A 15,202-nucleotide genomic window follows, 5' to 3' on the forward strand; every position below is an offset into this window, starting at 1 on the left:
ACGCACGCGGGTGGGGGTGGGCCCGGGGGTTCGTCGCGAGGCGGGCGCCGGCGCTCGGCCGTCGCCACGTCCGCGACGGCCCTAGTGAGGGCGGGCGACGGGCGGGAGGGTCGCGGAGGCCGAGGGGTGGGTGTGAGCGGCCTGCAGGAACTTGGCGGCCCCGCGCACGGCCGCCGTGTGCGGGGCCGGGACGATACGCAGCGGCGCCTTCAGCCGAGCGGTGAGGGGGTGGGTGATGTCGGGGCGCAGGGCTCCCCCGCCGGCCAGGAGGAGACCGCGCCGCAGGGCTTCGGAGGTGAGCGAGGTGCGGTCGTGGCGGCGCATCGCCGTCAGCATCGCCACCACCGCTTCGACGAGTTGTCCGGGCGGAGTCGTCTCGTCGAGGTCGCTGGTGCCGATCGCCGTGCGGTGTGCGTCGGTGACGGCGCCGTCGCACAGCAGGACCACCTCGGTGAGGTGGGCGCCGATGTCCGCCACCAACAGCGGCCGGGACAGGTCCGCGTCGGCGGCCAGGGCGATGCTCCGGGCACTGGGCACGGTCAGGACGCTGCGCGGCCGAAGCACCTCGACGGCGGCGCGGGCCCGGCTGCGGTAGGCGACGCCGTCCAGGACGGGGGTGGTGACGATGACCATGGGCCGGGTGAACCGGGGCAACCGGTGGTCGAGCAGGCGCTTCAGCATCCGGGAACACCCCGGGGTGTCGATGATGGTCCCGCGCTGCACGGGGTAGACCGCTCCGGTGCCGGGGAAGGTGACGGTGGGCACGTCGACGACCGTGCCCTTGCCGGCGAGCCAGACGCGGGTGCGGGCGCTGCCCAGGTCCAGCGCGATGCCGCAGCAGCGCCGGCACAGGGGCCACGGCCGGTGACGGGCGGCGTCACCGGACAGGTCGTGGGCGTCGGTCATGGCTGTGCCTCCTTGACCTGCTGGCAGCGGGCGCAGTAGCGGGCCTGCGGCACGATCATGAGCCGTTCCCGTTCGACCGGGCGCCGGCACAAGTGGCAGGAGCCGTACGAGCCCTCGTTCATGCGGGTGAGGGCCGCTTCGACGTCGGTGAGGACCATGCGGGCCGAGGCGGCGAGTTTGACGCGGACCTCGATCTGCGCGGCGGCCCGCTGCCGGATACGGTCCTCGGCCCGGGAGGTGACCGGTCCGGCGAGCAGGCGCAGTTGCTCCTGGCGGAACAGGCGCTGCTCGTGGAGGTTCTCGCGCAGCGCCGCGAGGTCCTCGGACGACAGGTGCGTCGTGCTCTCGTCGATGGTCTGGTGGTTCACCACGTCACCCCTTTGCGGAAGGGCGTTGGAGGTCCGGTACGGGCGGGGTCAGGCCGTGCGGCGCTGGCAGGCGACGCAGTGGCGGGTGTAGGGCAGGATCTCGAGCCGCTCCGCGGGAACGGGCTTCGCGCAGCCCACGCAGATTCCGTAGGTGCCGTCGTCGATGCGGGTGAAGGCGTCCTCGATCTCCTTGAGGACCCGCTCCATCGCGGTCTTCTGCGCGGACAGCAGGTGGTCGTCCGCGCCGCGCTCGGTCTCGTCGAGGGCCCGCAGTTGGGCCAGCCGGGAGGTGCGGGCGTGTTCCAGGCGCCGGCGGGCCTCGTGCGGGTGGGGTTCGGCCCGGGTGACATCGAGCGACATGGTCGGTCCCTTTCTCGGCTGCGTACGGCGGGTGCGCGGTGGTGCGGGTCGGTCATGCGCGGCGGGCGGCCCGGCGGTGTTGCCGGGCCGCCCGTCCGCTGTCGGGTGGTCGTGTGTCGTTCTCAAGCCTGGCCGGGCGCGCGGCGGATACCCATCGGGCGCGGGCCCCATTTGCACCGGGTCGAGGGACCCATGCGGACGCGCCATGGGTGGTGCGTGCCCGGGGAAATGGGGGTCAGGTCCCATGGACGGGCGTGCGGCGAAGGGGCAGCCTGAACGCAGGCTTGCTCAGATGCCCGGTCCGCGAACGCGGTGGGCTCCGCGATGCCCGACAGTGGAGGTGAGACCGAGCTTGTAGAAGGGGAGGCGCGGGGACGGTGTCCTTGTTCTGGCGGATCTTCGCCCTCAACGCCGTGGTGCTGGGCATGGCCACGGCCCTGCTGCTGTGGGCTCCGGTGACCGTCTCCGTGCCGGTGCTGCTGACCGAGGCGGTCATCCTGGTCGGCGGTCTGGCCGTCATGCTCGTCGCGAACGCCGCGCTGCTGCGGTTCGGGCTGGCCCCGCTGGACCGGCTCACCAGGCTGATGACCACCGTGGACCTGCTGCGGCCCGGCCAGCGCCTGCCCGCTTCCGGCGGCGGTGGTGTCGCCGAGGTGATCCGCACGTTCAACGCGATGCTGGAGCGGCTGGAGCAGGAGCGGGTCGCGAGCAGCGCCCGGGCCCTGCTCGCCCAGGAGGCGGAACGCCGGCGCATCGCCCAGGAACTGCATGACGAGGTCGGCCAGAGCATGACCGCGATCCTGCTCGGGCTCAAACGGTCCGCGGACGACGCGCCGGAGGCGCTGCGCGGGGAGTTGCAGGAGTTGCAGGAGATCACCCGGGAGAGCCTCGACGAGGTCCGCCGGCTGGTGCGCCGGCTGCGGCCGGGTGTGCTGGACGACCTGGGCCTGGTGAGCGCGCTGACCTCGCTCAGCGAGGACTTCGCCACGCACACGAGGCTGTTGGTGACGCGCAGCTTCGGCACCGACCTGCCCGCTCTGGCGCCGGAGACGGAACTGGTCCTCTACCGGGTCGCCCAGGAGTCGCTGACCAACGTCGCCCGCCACGCGGACGCCGGGCGGGTCACCGTCGCCCTGCGCCGCGCCGACGACAGCGTGGTGCTGACGGTGACCGACGACGGCAGCGGTATCGGGGCACCCCGCGAAGGCGCCGGCATCCGCGGTATGCGCGAGCGGGCCCTGCTCGTCGGGGGCAGGCTGGAGATCACCCCGGCACCCCACGCCGGCACCCGCGTCCAGCTCACCGCGCCCGTTGCAAGGAAGCAGCCCTGACCATGTCCGACTCGTCCACGCCCGCCCCGACGCCCTCGAGCACGATCCGCATCCTGCTCGCCGACGACCACGCGCTGGTCCGGCGCGGTGTGCGGCTCATCCTCGACCAGCAACCGGACCTCGAAGTGGTCGCCGAGGCCGGTGACGGGGCCGAGGCCATCGAGCTGGCCCGCACCAGCGAGGTCGACCTGGCCGTGCTCGACATCGCCATGCCACGCCTGACCGGGCTGCAGGCAGCGCGCGAACTGTCCGCCCTCAAGCCGGAGCTGCGGATCCTGATGCTGACCATGCACGACAACGAGCAGTACTTCTTCCAGGCTCTCAAGGCCGGTGCGAGCGGGTATGTGCTGAAGTCCGTGGCCGACCGGGACCTGGTCGCCGCCTGCCGGGCAGCGATGCGGGACGAGCCCTTCCTGTATCCCGGCGCGGTGACCGCCCTGATCCGCAACTACCTCGACCGGTCCCGCCACGGGGACGAGACTCCCGATCAGATCCTCACTCCCCGTGAGGAAGAGGTTCTCAAGCTGGTCGCCGAGGGCCACTCCTCCAAGGAGATCGCGGACCTGCTGTTCATCAGCATCAAGACCGTCCAGCGCCACCGCGCCAACCTGCTGCAGAAACTCGGCCTGCGCGATCGCCTCGACCTGACCCGCTACGCCATCCGCGCCGGACTGATCGAGCCCTGACGAACCGGCTGCCCGCGTCCCGTCCGGGAGGCTGGCCCGGCCCGCACGCCACGACGAGAGGGGGGACGGTGCTCCGCAGCGCGCGTACAGGGCTCGTCATCGGCAGCACCCGCCCCCGCTCCCCCGTCGGCGCGCTCATGGCGGCCGTCGTCCTGGCGGTGCTCGCCACCCTGGGCATCGCCGCCCCGCCGCCCGGCACAGCGGGCACGGCGGTGGCGGGTGCCCCCGTCGCAGCGGACCACCACCGGTACGACGGGACGCGCGCGGACGACGGGTGCGATGCCGCCTGCACCGTCCGGGCGGCCACCCGCCACGAGCAGCCGCACGGCGAGCACCCGGCCCCGCGCGGACACCTCGGCACCTGCGGCCGGAGCGCGGACACCACCCCGTGCCGGCTTCCGGGCGCGTACGGGACTCCGGCCGATCGTGTGGCCCCCTCGCAGCCGGGTACGGCGCAGGACCAGGGGCGGGCGCCCCCGGTGTTCTCCGGCACCTGACGCCCCTTCCCTTCACCCGACCCGCCCCGCAGCGGCCCACGACGGCCGCCGCCGTGGTGTGCCTTCCGGAGGCTCCCGTTGAACCGTTCCCTGCGCGTGAGGGCGCTGCTCGCCCTCGCCGTGCTCGCCCTGTCCCTGTACGTCGCCGTCACCGTGCCGATCCGGCTCGGACTGGACCTGCGCGGCGGGACACAGATCGTGCTCGAAACCCGCTCCACCCCCACCGCCGACGCGGACCGCGCGGCGACCGACCGCACCCTGGAGGTCCTGCGCGGCCGTATCGACGCGCTCGGTGTCGCCGAACCCACCCTGGTGCGCTCCGGCGACCACCGGATCATCGTCGAACTGCCCGGTGTGCAGGACCCGAAGAAGGCCGCCGACGTCCTGGGCCGTACCGCGCAGCTCACCTTCCATCCCGTTCTCGGCGCCGCGGACGAGGCCGACGACACCTCGCGGCCCCTGCCGAAGCGGCCCCGGGAACGCGTCCTGCCCGACGAGTCCGGCACGCCGCTGCGCCTCGGGCCGACCTCCCTGACCGGCGAGGACGTCAAGGAGGCCGCCGCCCGGTTCGACCAGCAGGGCGGCGCCGGATGGCACGTCACGGTCGGTTTCGAGGGCACCGGCCGCGCCGGCTGGGCCGACCTGACCGGTGAGGCAGCCTGCCGGGCGCCGGGCGACCCGGCCCGGCGGGTCGCCATCGTCCTCGACGACAAGGTCATCTCCTCCCCACAGGTCGACCCGTCCGTCACCTGCGGAACCGGAATCCGCGACGGCGCCACCCGGATCACCGGCTCCTTCAGCCCCGAGGAGGCCCGCGAACTCTCGCTGCTCATCAACGGCGGTGCGCTGCCCGTGCCCGTCGAGACCGTCGAGCAGCGCACCGTCGGCCCCACCCTCGGCGCGCAGGCCATCACCGCAAGTGCCTGGGCGGCGGCCATCGGCACCGCGCTGACCTCGCTGTTCATCATCGTCGTCTACCGGCTGATGGGCGGCTTGGCCGCCCTGGCCCTGGCCTGCTACGGCCTGCTCTCCTACGCCGCCCTGGCCGCCCTCGGCGCCACCCTGACGCTGCCGGGCCTGGCCGGGTTCGTCCTGGCCATCGGCATGGCCGTCGATGCCAACGTGCTGGTCTTCGAGCGGGCGCGCGAGGAGTATGCCGGCCGCCGCCGGCCCAGCATCCGCTCCTCCCTCGCGGCGGGCTTCCGCAACGCCTTCAGCGCGATCGCCGATTCCAACATCACCACGCTGATCGCGGCCGCCCTGCTGTTCTTCCTCGCCTCCGGGCCCGTGCGGGGCTTCGGCATCACCCTCGGCATCGGGGTGCTGGCCTCCATGTTCAGCGCCCTGGTCATCAGCCGGGTGCTCGCCGAGTTCGCCGCGAGCCGTCCGGCCGTGCGCCGCCGCCCCCGTCTCACCGGCATCGCCACCATCGGTGCGGTCCGTGAGCGCCTCACCCGTCGCAACCCGCTTCTGATGCGCCGCCCGCGCCGCTGGCTGGTCACCTCCGCGGCAGTGCTCGCGCTGGCCGGCTCGGGCATCGTGGTGCGCGGCGTCGACCTCGGCGTGGAGTTCACCGGGGGCCGTCTCATCGAATACACCACCAGCGCCCCCGTCGACCCGGGCCGGGTCCGTACCGCGCTCGCCGACGCCGGGTTCCCCCGGGCGGTCGTGCAGTCCTCCGGCGACACGGGCCTGACGGTGCGTACGGATCCGCTGACCGACGCCGAGGAGGCCGAGGTCACCGGCGCCCTGCGCGGCCTCGACGGCCGGGCGGACAAGGTCCGCGACGAACTGATCGGTCCCAGCCTCGGCGAGGAACTGCGCCAAGGTGCACTGATCGCGCTGGCGGTGGCCCTCGGCGCGCAGTTCGTCTACCTCGCGGCCCGTTTCCGCTGGATGCTGGGCTCCGCCGCGGTCGTCGCGCTCCTCCACGACGTGGTCGTCCTGCTCGGGGTCTTCGCCTGGCTCGGCAAGCCGGTCGACGGCGTCTTCCTCGCAGCCCTGCTCACCGTCATCGGCTACTCCGTCAACGACTCCGTCGTCCTCTTCGACCGCGTCAGGGAACTGACCGGGCGGGGCCCCAGGTCGCCGTTCGCCGGCACCGTGAACCAGGCGATCCTGCAGACCCTGCCCCGCACCGTGAACACCGGCATGGGCGCGGCGTTCATGCTCACCGCGCTCGCCGTGCTGGGCGGCTCCTCGCTCACGGACTTCGCCCTGGCCCTGCTCATCGGCCTCGCCGTCGGGACCTACTCCTCGGTGTTCACCGCGTCTCCCGTCGCGATCCTGCTGCACCGGCGCTTCCGCCCCGGGAAGCCGTCCCGGGAGGGCGGAGCGGTCATGGAGTGAGACGGTCCAGCGCGGCCAGGACCGGGGCCACACCGTCCTCCCCGGCCAGGTCGCGAGCCACCTCCCGGGCGCGGCTGCGGTGGTGAGGGTCGCCCGTGGCGCGGCGCAGGGCGGGGGCCAGGGTGCCGGCGGTGAGGCGCCGCAGGGGGACGGCCTCCGGGGCCGTCCCCAGGGCGACCAGGCGCGCCGCCCAGAAGAAGCCGTCGAACTGCACCGGCACCGGAATCGTGGGGATCCCCGCGCGCAGGACGGCGGCGGTGGTACCGGCTCCGGCGTGGTGGACCACGGCGGCCGTGCGGGGGAACAGCAACGCGTGCGGCACGTCGCCCACGGTGATCACGTCATCGTCGTCGTCGCGGGTGGCGAGGCCCGCCCAGCCCTGCTGGATGACGCCGCGCAGTCCCGCCGTCCGCAGCGCACGCACGATCTCGGCGCTGACGTGTCCGGGGTCCGGCACCGTCGCACTGCCCAGTCCGACGAACACCGGCGGTGGCCCGGCGGCCAGGAACTCCTCCAGTTCGCCGGGCAGTGTCCGGGTGTCGTGCGGCCACCAGTACCCGGCGATCTCCAGTCCGGGGCGCCAGTCCTTGGGGCGGGACACCACCTGTTCGCTGAATCCGTGCAGCACGGGCCAGTTCGCTCGCTCATGGGCCCGGCGGCTGGCGGAGGGGCCGCGCAGCGTCATGCCGTGCCGGGTGCGCAGTCGGTGCACGGCCTGCGTGAAGACCCGGTCGACGGCGGAGATGACGGCCCGTCCGCCCAGGTGGTTGCCCACCGCACCGAGCGAGCGTCCGCCGAGCATGGGCGCGCCGAACTCGCGTGTCGGATGCTGGGGTTGGAGGAAAAGGCCCAGGCTGGGCAGGCTCAGCCCCTCCGCGATGGCGCGGCCCAGTGGCGCCACGGCTCCGGCGGCTAGGACGATGTCCGCGCCGCGGGCCGCCTGTACCAGGGCATCGGTCATCTCCTCGGCCGCGGAGCGGGCCATCGACGCCGCGCGCAGCAGTTTGCCCAGGCCCGTGGTGCTGGCGTGCAGGTCACGGCCCCGGTCGGAGTGCGACACGGCGTGCGGGTCGACCGGGGTCGGATGGAAACGCACCCCCGAGCCTGCGGTCAGGGGTTCGAACAGGGCGTGGGTCGCCAGCGTGACCTCGTGCCCGCTGCGTGCCAGCCCGGCGCCCAGCCCGGTGTACGGCGCGACGTCGCCGCGCGAACCCGCCGTCATGATCACCACGCGCATGGGTCCCAGTGTGGACCGGCCGGGCGGCGGACACACGGTGCACGGCCGCACGTGGACGAAAATCGCCGGTGCGGGTGTCTTCCGGCCGGATCCGCCCACCGCGGGCCGGAGTCCGGTACGCCGAGCAGGTGGGTGGCGGCATGACGCAGCCGGGGCGAGGCGACCTCGGTGAGGGCGGTCAGCCGGTCGCGAGTCCTCCGCAGCTGTCCGGTGGCAGTGAACCGGTGGCCTCCGCGCCGGTCGACCCGCCCTGCAACGACCCGGAGCCGGGTTCTCCACCACGGTGTGGTGGTGGAGAACCCGGCTCCGGGTGGCGCGGTGGATCAGGACGACTGGGCGGACTGGTACAGGTTCTGCGCGTCCGCGCCGAAGTACGGGCCGTACATGGCGTTCGGCAGGAAGTTGTACTTGAAGCTGTTCACCGAGGACTGCAAGCCGGTCCCCGTGGCCTCGCTGAACTGGGTGAACCAGGGGCCTCCGCTGGAGCCGCCGGTCATGTTGCAGGTCAGACCGTGGTCCTTGGACAGCAGGAAGTCGCGGGTGGTGGTGCCGCTGCAGTAGATGAACTTCTCGCCGTCGTAGGGGGCGGCGGCCGGGAAGCCGAAGGAGTACATCGCCTTGTTGTAGCCGGTGTTGAAGGCCAGGCCCTGGCCTCCGACGACGTCGGTCAGCTTCTGCCCGTCCAGCGGGGCGACGACGGCCGCGCCGATGTCGTAGTTGATGTCCTCACTGGCCGTCCACTGCGGCGTGGACAGGGTCTTGGCCGCGGTCCAGGTGCCGTACGGGCGCTGCCCGTCGTGGTAGCCGGGCACGAAGACCCAGTTGGTGTGCCAGGCGCCCTCCAGCTTCACGCAGTGGCCCGCGGTGATCACGGTGCTCTTGTTGGCGCTGGTGACGGCGTTGCCGGAGCAGGACGCGGTGCGGCCCTGGTAGCTGAAGAAGACCCGCCCCGCGGTCTTGGTGACCGCTCCCCCGCCGGACCAGGGCCCGCCGCCGTGCGGAAAGGCCAGGGGGCCCGTGGCGGAGGTCGGCGCGCTGGGGGCCACGACCGACGCCTTGCCCTTGCGGGGCGCCGGTGTGCGTACGTCGGAGCGGTCGACGGTCAGGAGGTCGAGCGGGGTGGCCTCGCGCATCCGTTGCGGGGTCCAGAAGGCCAGGGCGCGTTCCTGTGCCGAGGGGGTCATCACGCCGGGGTCCGGTGCTGCACTCGCGGGTGCGGCGGTGACGCCGGTGGCCAGGAGCGCGGCCACGCCGGCGAGCGCGCCGAGGACGGACCGGCGGACGCGGGTGGTGCCGCCGGTGGAGCGAGCGCTGCGGGGTTGGCCCATCACGCGGTCTCCTTCTGCTGTGGGGGCCGGATGGCGGGAAGCCCAGCCACCCGGTCAGGCAGGGGTGTCACTGCGGACAGTCAGGGGGCAGCGTGCCACCGGAGGACCAAGATGGACAGGTGCATGTCATTACGTTGGCCGAAAGTCCACGCCTCCTCCGCGACGGGGCGGGACATGCGGACACAGAAGAACCCGGCCTCACGGGGAGGCCGGGTTCGGCGTGCGGCTGCTGTCAGAGGATGGGGCCGGCGCCGCTGGGGCCGTCGCCCGGCTGGACGCGGCCGCGCCATGCGCCGGACTCGATCCCGCGCTCCTCGATGTACTGCTTGAAGCGCTTCATGTCGCCCTTGACCCGGCGGTCGATCGTGCCCATCATCTCGCCGGCCTTCTCCACGACTCCGCTGGGCTCGACATCCAGCACGAGCTCCACCCTGGTGTGGGTGTCGTCCAGGCGCTCGAAGCGGACGGAACCCCGCTGGTGGGTGTCTCCGCTGGTCGTGCGCCACGTGACCCGCTCGTCGGCCAGCTGGTCGACGATCTCGGTGTCGAACTCGCGCCGTACCCCGGCGATCTTGGTGGTCCAGTGGTTGTGGCGGTCGTCCAGTTGCCTGACCTCCTCGACGCCCTCCATGAAGTTCGGGAACTCCTCGAACTGCGTCCACTGGTTGTAGGCGGTGTGGACGGGAACGGCGACTTCCACGGTTTCCTTGATGGTGCTCATCTGAATGCCTCCGTATTCACTGATCGACTGCAGGAGGCCCATCGGCCCACACAGGTCCGGGCCCGCGGTGGCCGAGTACCCGGGAAGCTCCGGTTGCCACATCGAATGTGATCAGACGGTGGTCGTCGCCGTCTCGGAGCGGAAGCCGTGGCCGAGCCCGGGGGCCAGTGCGTGGTAGTGGCGGAAGTTGTAGATGAGCGGGCTCCAGCCGACGGGGTCGATGTGCTGAGTGCCGGGCACGACGATGCGCTCGGCGGCGTGGACGCGCAGGACCTCGCACTCGACGGTGACGAAGAGGCCCGCGCCGCCCGGGGTCAGCGCGCGGGCCCGGGCCTCCAGCTGCAGAGCGCACTCGGCGACCCGCGGAGGCCTCACCAGGTCGGCGGCGGCCGGAGTGAGCCCGGCCGCGGCGAACTTGTCCCGCTCGTGCCGGTAGACCGGCCGCTTGGCCTCCGGCACGGGGTCCGCCCCCGTCAGCGGAGCGAGGCGTTCCACGTGTTCCCACAGCTCGGGCGAGGCGACGTTGATCACGAGTTCCGGGCGTTCCGCCAGGTTGCGCACGGTGTGGCTCTCGCTGCCGAGCCCCAGGACGAGGTGCTGCCCCAGGGCCCACGCGGAGGAGATCGGGGCGAGGTTGCAGCTGCCGTCGGCGTTCTCGCTGGTCAGCAGGACCACGGGCGTGCCGAAGTAGAGGATGCTCGGCCGGATCACGAGGTGGGTACGGGGTGTCATGGCTCGGAACGCTATGGGCGGGACGCTTCGACGCCCGCCGAAGCGTGGACCGGCGAAGGTGGGCCGGGGACCGGCGTCGAGCCCGGCCGGAAGCGGTCCGGCCGCGCCCGGGCTTCCCGGTCAGAACCGGTCGTGCTGCTGCGGCTGCCCGGCCGCCTGACCGCTCGGGCCGTTCGTGCTCTGGGTCTGCAGGTGATCGGCCTGCTCCTTGGTCACCTTCTGTTCCGCGCCGCAGAAGGTGCACTGCGTCAGGTACTTCGTCGAGATCGGGAACAGCGGGACGAAGAACAGGGTGAACTTCGTGACGCGCTTCCTGAGCGTGTGCGCGGCGGGGTTTCCGCACTGACCGCACACCAGCGTCAGTATCGCCAGCTGGTACAGGTATCCCTTGGTGCCGAAGATGATCACGTGTCGGTCCTTCCGGTCGGATCTTCCCCCAGTGTCCTGTATCGCGGCCATGTCGGACGCGCGGGCCCCTCGTTCGTGTGGAGAGCCCGGCGGGGACTGGTCCACTCGGGTGACGGCGGACCGGGTGCCGCCAGGTGCGCCGATACGGTTCCGCGGTGACCTCGATCTCACCCGAAACGCAGTCCGTGCCCACCGACGACCTGGGTTCCCTCGTCGTCCAGTCCTGGCGGGGCACGACCCCCGACGGGAACGACGTCCCCTATCTGCTGGCCTGCTCCCTCGGAGACGGTGCGAACGGTCCGGAGGGCACTGCGAAGGCCGTCGAGCAGTTGCTGCTGAGCGCCGGTCTCCCCTTGGGCGAGGGGCTCGTCGACGCGGCCCAGCGGCCCAGCCTGCCGGTGAGCCTGCTCGTCGTGCCCGGGTCGGCCGTCCTCACCGTGCAGCACCTGAAGTCCCAGTTCGTCCCGCCGGAGACCTGGCTGGAGACGGTGGGCGAGCTCGGCTTCGCCTACCTCATCTTCGCCACGCGTCCGTGGCCGGAGGGCGCCGAGCCCGGTGACGCCGAGGCGCTCGCCGCCTTCACCTCGGACGAGGCCGCGATGGCCTCGGCGGCGCACGTCGTCCTGCCCGCCCGCAGCCTGCGCGGCTGACGCGCGACAAGGACAGCCCGGGCCGCGTGCGGTGGCCCGGGCTGTGGTGTGCTCGTGGTCAGCCGGTCAGGGCCGCCAGCACGACGGACTTGGCCTCCTCCTGGACCCGGCCGAGGTGGTCGGGGCCGAGGAACGACTCGGCGTAGATCTTGTAGACGTCCTCGGTGCCCGAGGGGCGGGCCGCGAACCAGGCGTTGTCCGTGGTCACCTTGATGCCGCCGATGGCCGCGCCGTTCCCGGGGGCCTCGGTGAGCACCGCGGTGACCGCGTCCCCGGCCAGGGTGTCCGCGCTGACCTGGGCCGGGGAGAGCTTGGCGAGCAGCGCCTTCTCCTCGCGGGTCGCGGGGGCGTCGATGCGCGCATAGGCCGGTTCGCCGAAGCGGGCGGTCAGCGCCGCGTAGTGCTCGGAGGGGGTCTTCCCGGTGACCGCCGTGATCTCGGAGGCGAGCAGCGCCAGGAGGATGCCGTCCTTGTCGGTGGTCCACACGGAACCGTCCCGGCGCAGGAAGGACGCCCCGGCGGACTCCTCCCCGCCGAAGCCGATGGTGCCGCCGGCCAGTCCGTCCACGAACCACTTGAAGCCGACGGGCACCTCGACCAGTTCGCGGCCCAGGTCGGCGGCGACCCGGTCGATCATGGCGGAGGAGACCAGGGTCTTGCCGATGCCGGTGGTGGCCGGCCAGCGGTCGCGGTGGGCGTACAGGTAGGAGATGGCGACGGCCAGATAGTGGTTGGGGTTCATCAGGCCCGCGTCCGGGGTGACGATGCCGTGCCGGTCGGCGTCGGCGTCGTTGCCGGTGGAGATCTGGAAGCGGTCGCGCTGCTCGATGAGCGAGGCCATCGCGTACGGCGACGAGCAGTCCATGCGGATCTTGCCGTCCCAGTCCAGCGTCATGAAGCGCCAGGTGGGGTCGGTGTGCGGGTTGACCACGGTCAGGTCGAGGTTGTGCTGTTCGGCGATGCGGCCCCAGTAGGCCACCGACGCCCCGCCGAGCGGGTCGGCGCCGATCCGGATGCCGGCCGAGCGGATCGCGTCCAGGTCGAGCACGTCGGGCAGGTCGGCGACGTAGGTGCCGAGGAAGTCGTAGCGGCCGGTGGTGGGTGCGGCCAGGGCGCGGGCGTGGGGGACGCGTCGTACGTCCTTCAGGCCGCCCCGGATGATCTCGTTCGCCCGGTCCTGGATCCAGGAGGTCGCGTCGGAGGCGGCGGGGCCTCCGCTGGGCGGGTTGTACTTGAACCCGCCGTCGGCGGGCGGGTTGTGGGAGGGCGTGACGACGACGCCGTCCGCGAGGCCGGCGGCGCGGCCACGGTTGTGGGCGAGGATGGCGTGCGAGACGGCCGGGGTGGGCGTGTAGCCGTCCGCGTCGTCGATCAGCACGGTCACCTCGTTCGCGGCGAACACCTCGAGGGCGGTCACGCGCGCGGGCTCCGACAGGGCGTGGGTGTCGGCGCCCAGGAAGAGGGGGCCGTCGATGCCCTGGCCGGCACGGTACTCGCAGATGGCCTGGCTGGTCGCGGCGATGTGGTCGTCGTTGAACGCGGATGCCAGTGACGATCCGCGGTGTCCGGAGGTCCCGAACGTGACGCGCTGCCCCGGGTCGTCCAGGTCGGGCCGGCGCGCGTAGTACGCGGTGACCAGCCGAGCGACGTCGACGAGATCCTCGGGTCCGGCCGGACTTCCCGCTCGCTCGTGCTGCATGGGCCCGCTCCTCCGCATGGGTTGATCCTTCGGTTGCGGTCACATCCTTCCTCGTCACGGCGGTGACGCGCGAGGGGGGCACCCCGGTGAGGGACGGATCTGCGCCGGGCCCTGCGGCAGGGAGCGGCGCGGAGCACGAGGAAGGCGGCGCTACGGACCACCGGAACGCCCGGTGGCGCGCCGCGCCGCCTGCTCCCCTCGCGCCGGCACGTCCATCGCGCCGCCGGTGGTCAGATCCGACCGCCGGTCAGGCGGGTGAGGGGACCGTGGGCGCCGCGTTCGGCACGGCGTCCGACGGCGTAGGACGCGGCGCTCAGGGCGGTCAGACCGGCTCCGACGCCCGCGGCCACGAACTTGCGGTGGGCGATGACCGTCCAGGCCGTCTTCGCCGTGGTCGCCACGTGCCCCGAGGCCGTGACGACCGCCTGGCGGCCGGCCTCGACGCCCTTGGCCGCGGTCTGTGCGGCCGTCTTCGCCGTCTCGGCGGAGCGCTCCGCGCCGGACTTGGCGGCTGACGCGGCCTCACCGGCCTTGCCCGCGGCGCCCTTCGCCGCCTGGGAGGCGGGCGCGGTGGCCTTGTCCGCCGTGCGACGGGCCTTGGACTCCGCGGTCCCTACGGTGGTCGCCTTCTGATTCGTGCGCTTGTTCTCTTCAGTCATGGACACCGACTTGCCTCTGACTCCGGCCGCAAACACATTCGGTCGCGCGCCGACCGGGCCAGGGCGTGCCTGAGCGGCTCGTCGAAGGGGTAGGCGCATGACAGACAGTCGACATCACGACAGGAAGGAAGGTGCGTCATGGCCGGAATGCTGGATCGCATCAAGCAGTTCGCCCGGAGCCCGCAGGGACGGCGGGCCGTGGACCAGGCGCGGCGGGCCGCGGCCGACCCCCGCAAGCGGGCCCAGGCCCAGCGTCTGCTCGGCAAGCTCAGGGGCCGCCACTGACCGGGACACCCGTTTCTCCCGGTATCCAACTCCTCCGCCGCACAGGTGTGTTCGTGTCCGGTTTGGGCACTTGGGTCGCACCACACACCTGAGAGGAGCTGGTTCGATGAACAGGGCGGGCAACGGCAGGCGGGTCTGTGCCTTAGGCGTCGCCGGGGTGCTGGCGGGGACGGTGCTGGTCGGCTGCGGCGACGACGGCGGCTCGGACGACGGTACGCGGGGCACCTCGGCGAAGGCGAGCGCCGGCACCCGGGAGGAGGGCACGCGGGCGGTGCGCTCCGCCTACGACAGGACGGCCGAGGAGGACACCGCCAAGGTGAAGCTGCGGGTGCAGACCTCGGGCCGGGGTGCCTCACAGACCGCGAACGGGCAGGGTGCGGTGGACCTGGACGACGGCGACAGCGTCATGACCGTCACGGCGCAGGGGCAGCAGATCGAGCAGCGCGTCATCGACCGGGTCCTCTACCAGAAGATGCCCAAGGGGCAGGCGCCGGGCGGCAAGCCCTGGATCAAGATCGACCTGGGGAAGGTCGCCGCGCGACAGGGCACGGACAACCAGTCCATGAGCGATCCGGCTCAGTCCGCGGCGTACGCCAAGGCGATCACCGACAAGGACGTGACCGAGAAGGGTTCGGCGACGGTCAATGGGGTGAAGACCACGCACTACCGCGTCTCCGTCGACGTCGCCGGGCTTCCCGACGGCGACACCCTGCGCGAGCAGGTCGGCCCGACCCTGCCGATGGACGTATGGCTGGACGACGAGGGCCGGATGCGCCGTCAGCAGATCGACATGACCGTGAAGGCCCCCCAGGCGACGCAGCGATCCTCCTCCGACGCCTCGTCCGCGCCCGAGAAGGTCACGGTGCGCACGGTCATGGACTTCACCGACTTCGGTACCGAGGTGGAGGCGGACGCGCCGCCGGCCGGGCAGGTCACCGACATGACCGGCAAGGCACTGGAGCAGGACAAGGGGCGGAGCTGACCCG

The 15,202-nt window shown here is 72.6% G+C and carries 17 protein-coding genes; 7 read left to right on the forward strand and 10 right to left on the reverse strand.

Annotated features, from left to right (window positions below; translation table 11 throughout):
- Positions 1 to 81: 81 nt before the first annotated feature.
- Genes BJ965_RS01185 through BJ965_RS01195 form a run of 3 tightly spaced genes read right to left on the reverse strand, consistent with a single transcriptional unit; the run spans position 82 to position 1,634 of the window.
- Positions 82 to 906, reverse strand: a complete 825-nt coding sequence (locus BJ965_RS01185) for a rod shape-determining protein (protein ID WP_184906920.1) — start codon at positions 904 to 906, stop codon at positions 82 to 84.
- Complete coding sequence (locus BJ965_RS01190) at positions 903 to 1,277, reverse strand: TraR/DksA family transcriptional regulator (RefSeq protein ID WP_184906921.1); 375 nt, start codon at positions 1,275 to 1,277, stop codon at positions 903 to 905. The genes BJ965_RS01185 and BJ965_RS01190 overlap by 4 nt, the downstream gene beginning before the upstream one ends.
- 45 nt (positions 1,278 to 1,322) lie before the next feature.
- Positions 1,323 to 1,634, reverse strand: coding sequence for a TraR/DksA C4-type zinc finger protein (locus BJ965_RS01195; RefSeq protein WP_184906922.1), 312 nt, complete (start codon positions 1,632 to 1,634; stop codon positions 1,323 to 1,325).
- 377 nt (positions 1,635 to 2,011) lie between these two features.
- On the opposite strand from BJ965_RS01195, the gene BJ965_RS01200 reads away from it, so the two are divergent.
- The 4 genes from BJ965_RS01200 to secD all read left to right on the forward strand — a co-directional run bounded on the left by BJ965_RS01200 (position 2,012) and on the right by secD (position 6,497).
- Entirely contained in the window at positions 2,012 to 2,965 is a 954-nt protein-coding gene (locus tag BJ965_RS01200; protein ID WP_184906923.1) for a sensor histidine kinase, read from the forward strand.
- Positions 2,966 to 2,967: 2 nt separating this feature from the next.
- Positions 2,968 to 3,651, forward strand: coding sequence for a response regulator (locus BJ965_RS01205; RefSeq protein ID WP_184906924.1), 684 nt, complete (start codon positions 2,968 to 2,970; stop codon positions 3,649 to 3,651).
- 68 nt (positions 3,652 to 3,719) lie between these two features.
- A complete protein-coding gene (locus tag BJ965_RS01210; RefSeq protein WP_184906925.1) occupies positions 3,720 to 4,148 on the forward strand; it encodes a hypothetical protein in 429 nt (142 codons plus the stop codon).
- 78 nt (positions 4,149 to 4,226) lie between these two features.
- Positions 4,227 to 6,497: a protein translocase subunit SecD gene (gene secD / locus BJ965_RS01215; protein WP_184906926.1), complete on the forward strand. Its 2,271-nt coding sequence runs from the start codon at positions 4,227 to 4,229 to the stop codon at positions 6,495 to 6,497.
- On the opposite strand, the gene BJ965_RS01220 is transcribed toward secD, so the two are convergent.
- The 5 genes from BJ965_RS01220 to BJ965_RS01240 all read right to left on the reverse strand — a co-directional run bounded on the left by BJ965_RS01220 (position 6,487) and on the right by BJ965_RS01240 (position 10,923).
- Entirely contained in the window at positions 6,487 to 7,734 is a 1,248-nt protein-coding gene (locus BJ965_RS01220) for a glycosyltransferase (protein WP_184906927.1), read from the reverse strand. The two genes, secD and BJ965_RS01220, sit on opposite strands and share 11 nt — an antisense overlap.
- Positions 7,735 to 8,057: 323 nt before the next feature.
- Positions 8,058 to 9,062 carry a trypsin-like serine peptidase gene (locus BJ965_RS01225; protein ID WP_184906928.1) on the reverse strand — a complete coding sequence of 335 codons (1,005 nt, stop codon included), beginning with the start codon at positions 9,060 to 9,062 and terminating at the stop codon, positions 8,058 to 8,060.
- A gap of 232 nt (positions 9,063 to 9,294) precedes the next feature.
- Positions 9,295 to 9,783 carry an SRPBCC family protein gene (locus BJ965_RS01230; RefSeq protein ID WP_184906929.1) on the reverse strand — a complete coding sequence of 163 codons (489 nt, stop codon included), beginning with the start codon at positions 9,781 to 9,783 and terminating at the stop codon, positions 9,295 to 9,297.
- 111 nt (positions 9,784 to 9,894) lie between these two features.
- The gene (locus BJ965_RS01235) at positions 9,895 to 10,515 is read right to left on the reverse strand and encodes a flavin reductase family protein (protein WP_184906930.1); all 621 of its coding nucleotides are present in this window, start codon (positions 10,513 to 10,515) and stop codon (positions 9,895 to 9,897) included.
- Between the two features lie 120 nt (positions 10,516 to 10,635).
- Positions 10,636 to 10,923, reverse strand: a complete 288-nt coding sequence (locus BJ965_RS01240) for a zinc-ribbon domain-containing protein (RefSeq protein WP_184906931.1) — start codon at positions 10,921 to 10,923, stop codon at positions 10,636 to 10,638.
- A 155-nt stretch (positions 10,924 to 11,078) separates the two neighbouring features.
- Here BJ965_RS01240 and BJ965_RS01245 point away from each other — a divergent pair, with 155 nt between their 5' ends.
- Complete coding sequence (locus BJ965_RS01245) at positions 11,079 to 11,573, forward strand: DUF5949 family protein (RefSeq protein ID WP_184906932.1); 495 nt, start codon at positions 11,079 to 11,081, stop codon at positions 11,571 to 11,573.
- A gap of 58 nt (positions 11,574 to 11,631) precedes the next feature.
- On the opposite strand, the gene pgm is transcribed toward BJ965_RS01245, so the two are convergent.
- Both pgm and BJ965_RS01255 read right to left on the reverse strand, forming a co-directional pair.
- The gene (gene pgm, locus BJ965_RS01250) at positions 11,632 to 13,272 is read right to left on the reverse strand and encodes a phosphoglucomutase (alpha-D-glucose-1,6-bisphosphate-dependent) (protein ID WP_184906933.1); all 1,641 of its coding nucleotides are present in this window, start codon (positions 13,270 to 13,272) and stop codon (positions 11,632 to 11,634) included.
- Between the two features lie 230 nt (positions 13,273 to 13,502).
- Positions 13,503 to 13,931, reverse strand: coding sequence for a hypothetical protein (locus BJ965_RS01255; RefSeq protein ID WP_184906934.1), 429 nt, complete (start codon positions 13,929 to 13,931; stop codon positions 13,503 to 13,505).
- A 138-nt stretch (positions 13,932 to 14,069) separates the two neighbouring features.
- On the opposite strand from BJ965_RS01255, the gene BJ965_RS01260 reads away from it, so the two are divergent.
- Positions 14,070 to 14,216 (forward strand): hypothetical protein, encoded by a 147-nt coding sequence (locus BJ965_RS01260; RefSeq protein WP_179878731.1) that lies wholly within the window; start codon positions 14,070 to 14,072, stop codon positions 14,214 to 14,216.
- A gap of 106 nt (positions 14,217 to 14,322) precedes the next feature.
- Positions 14,323 to 15,198: a hypothetical protein gene (locus BJ965_RS01265; RefSeq protein ID WP_184906935.1), complete on the forward strand. Its 876-nt coding sequence runs from the start codon at positions 14,323 to 14,325 to the stop codon at positions 15,196 to 15,198.
- Positions 15,199 to 15,202: the final 4 nt, after the last annotated feature.

It is taken from the genome of Streptomyces luteogriseus (assembly GCF_014205055.1).
GTDB lineage: Bacteria > Actinomycetota > Actinomycetes > Streptomycetales > Streptomycetaceae > Streptomyces > Streptomyces luteogriseus.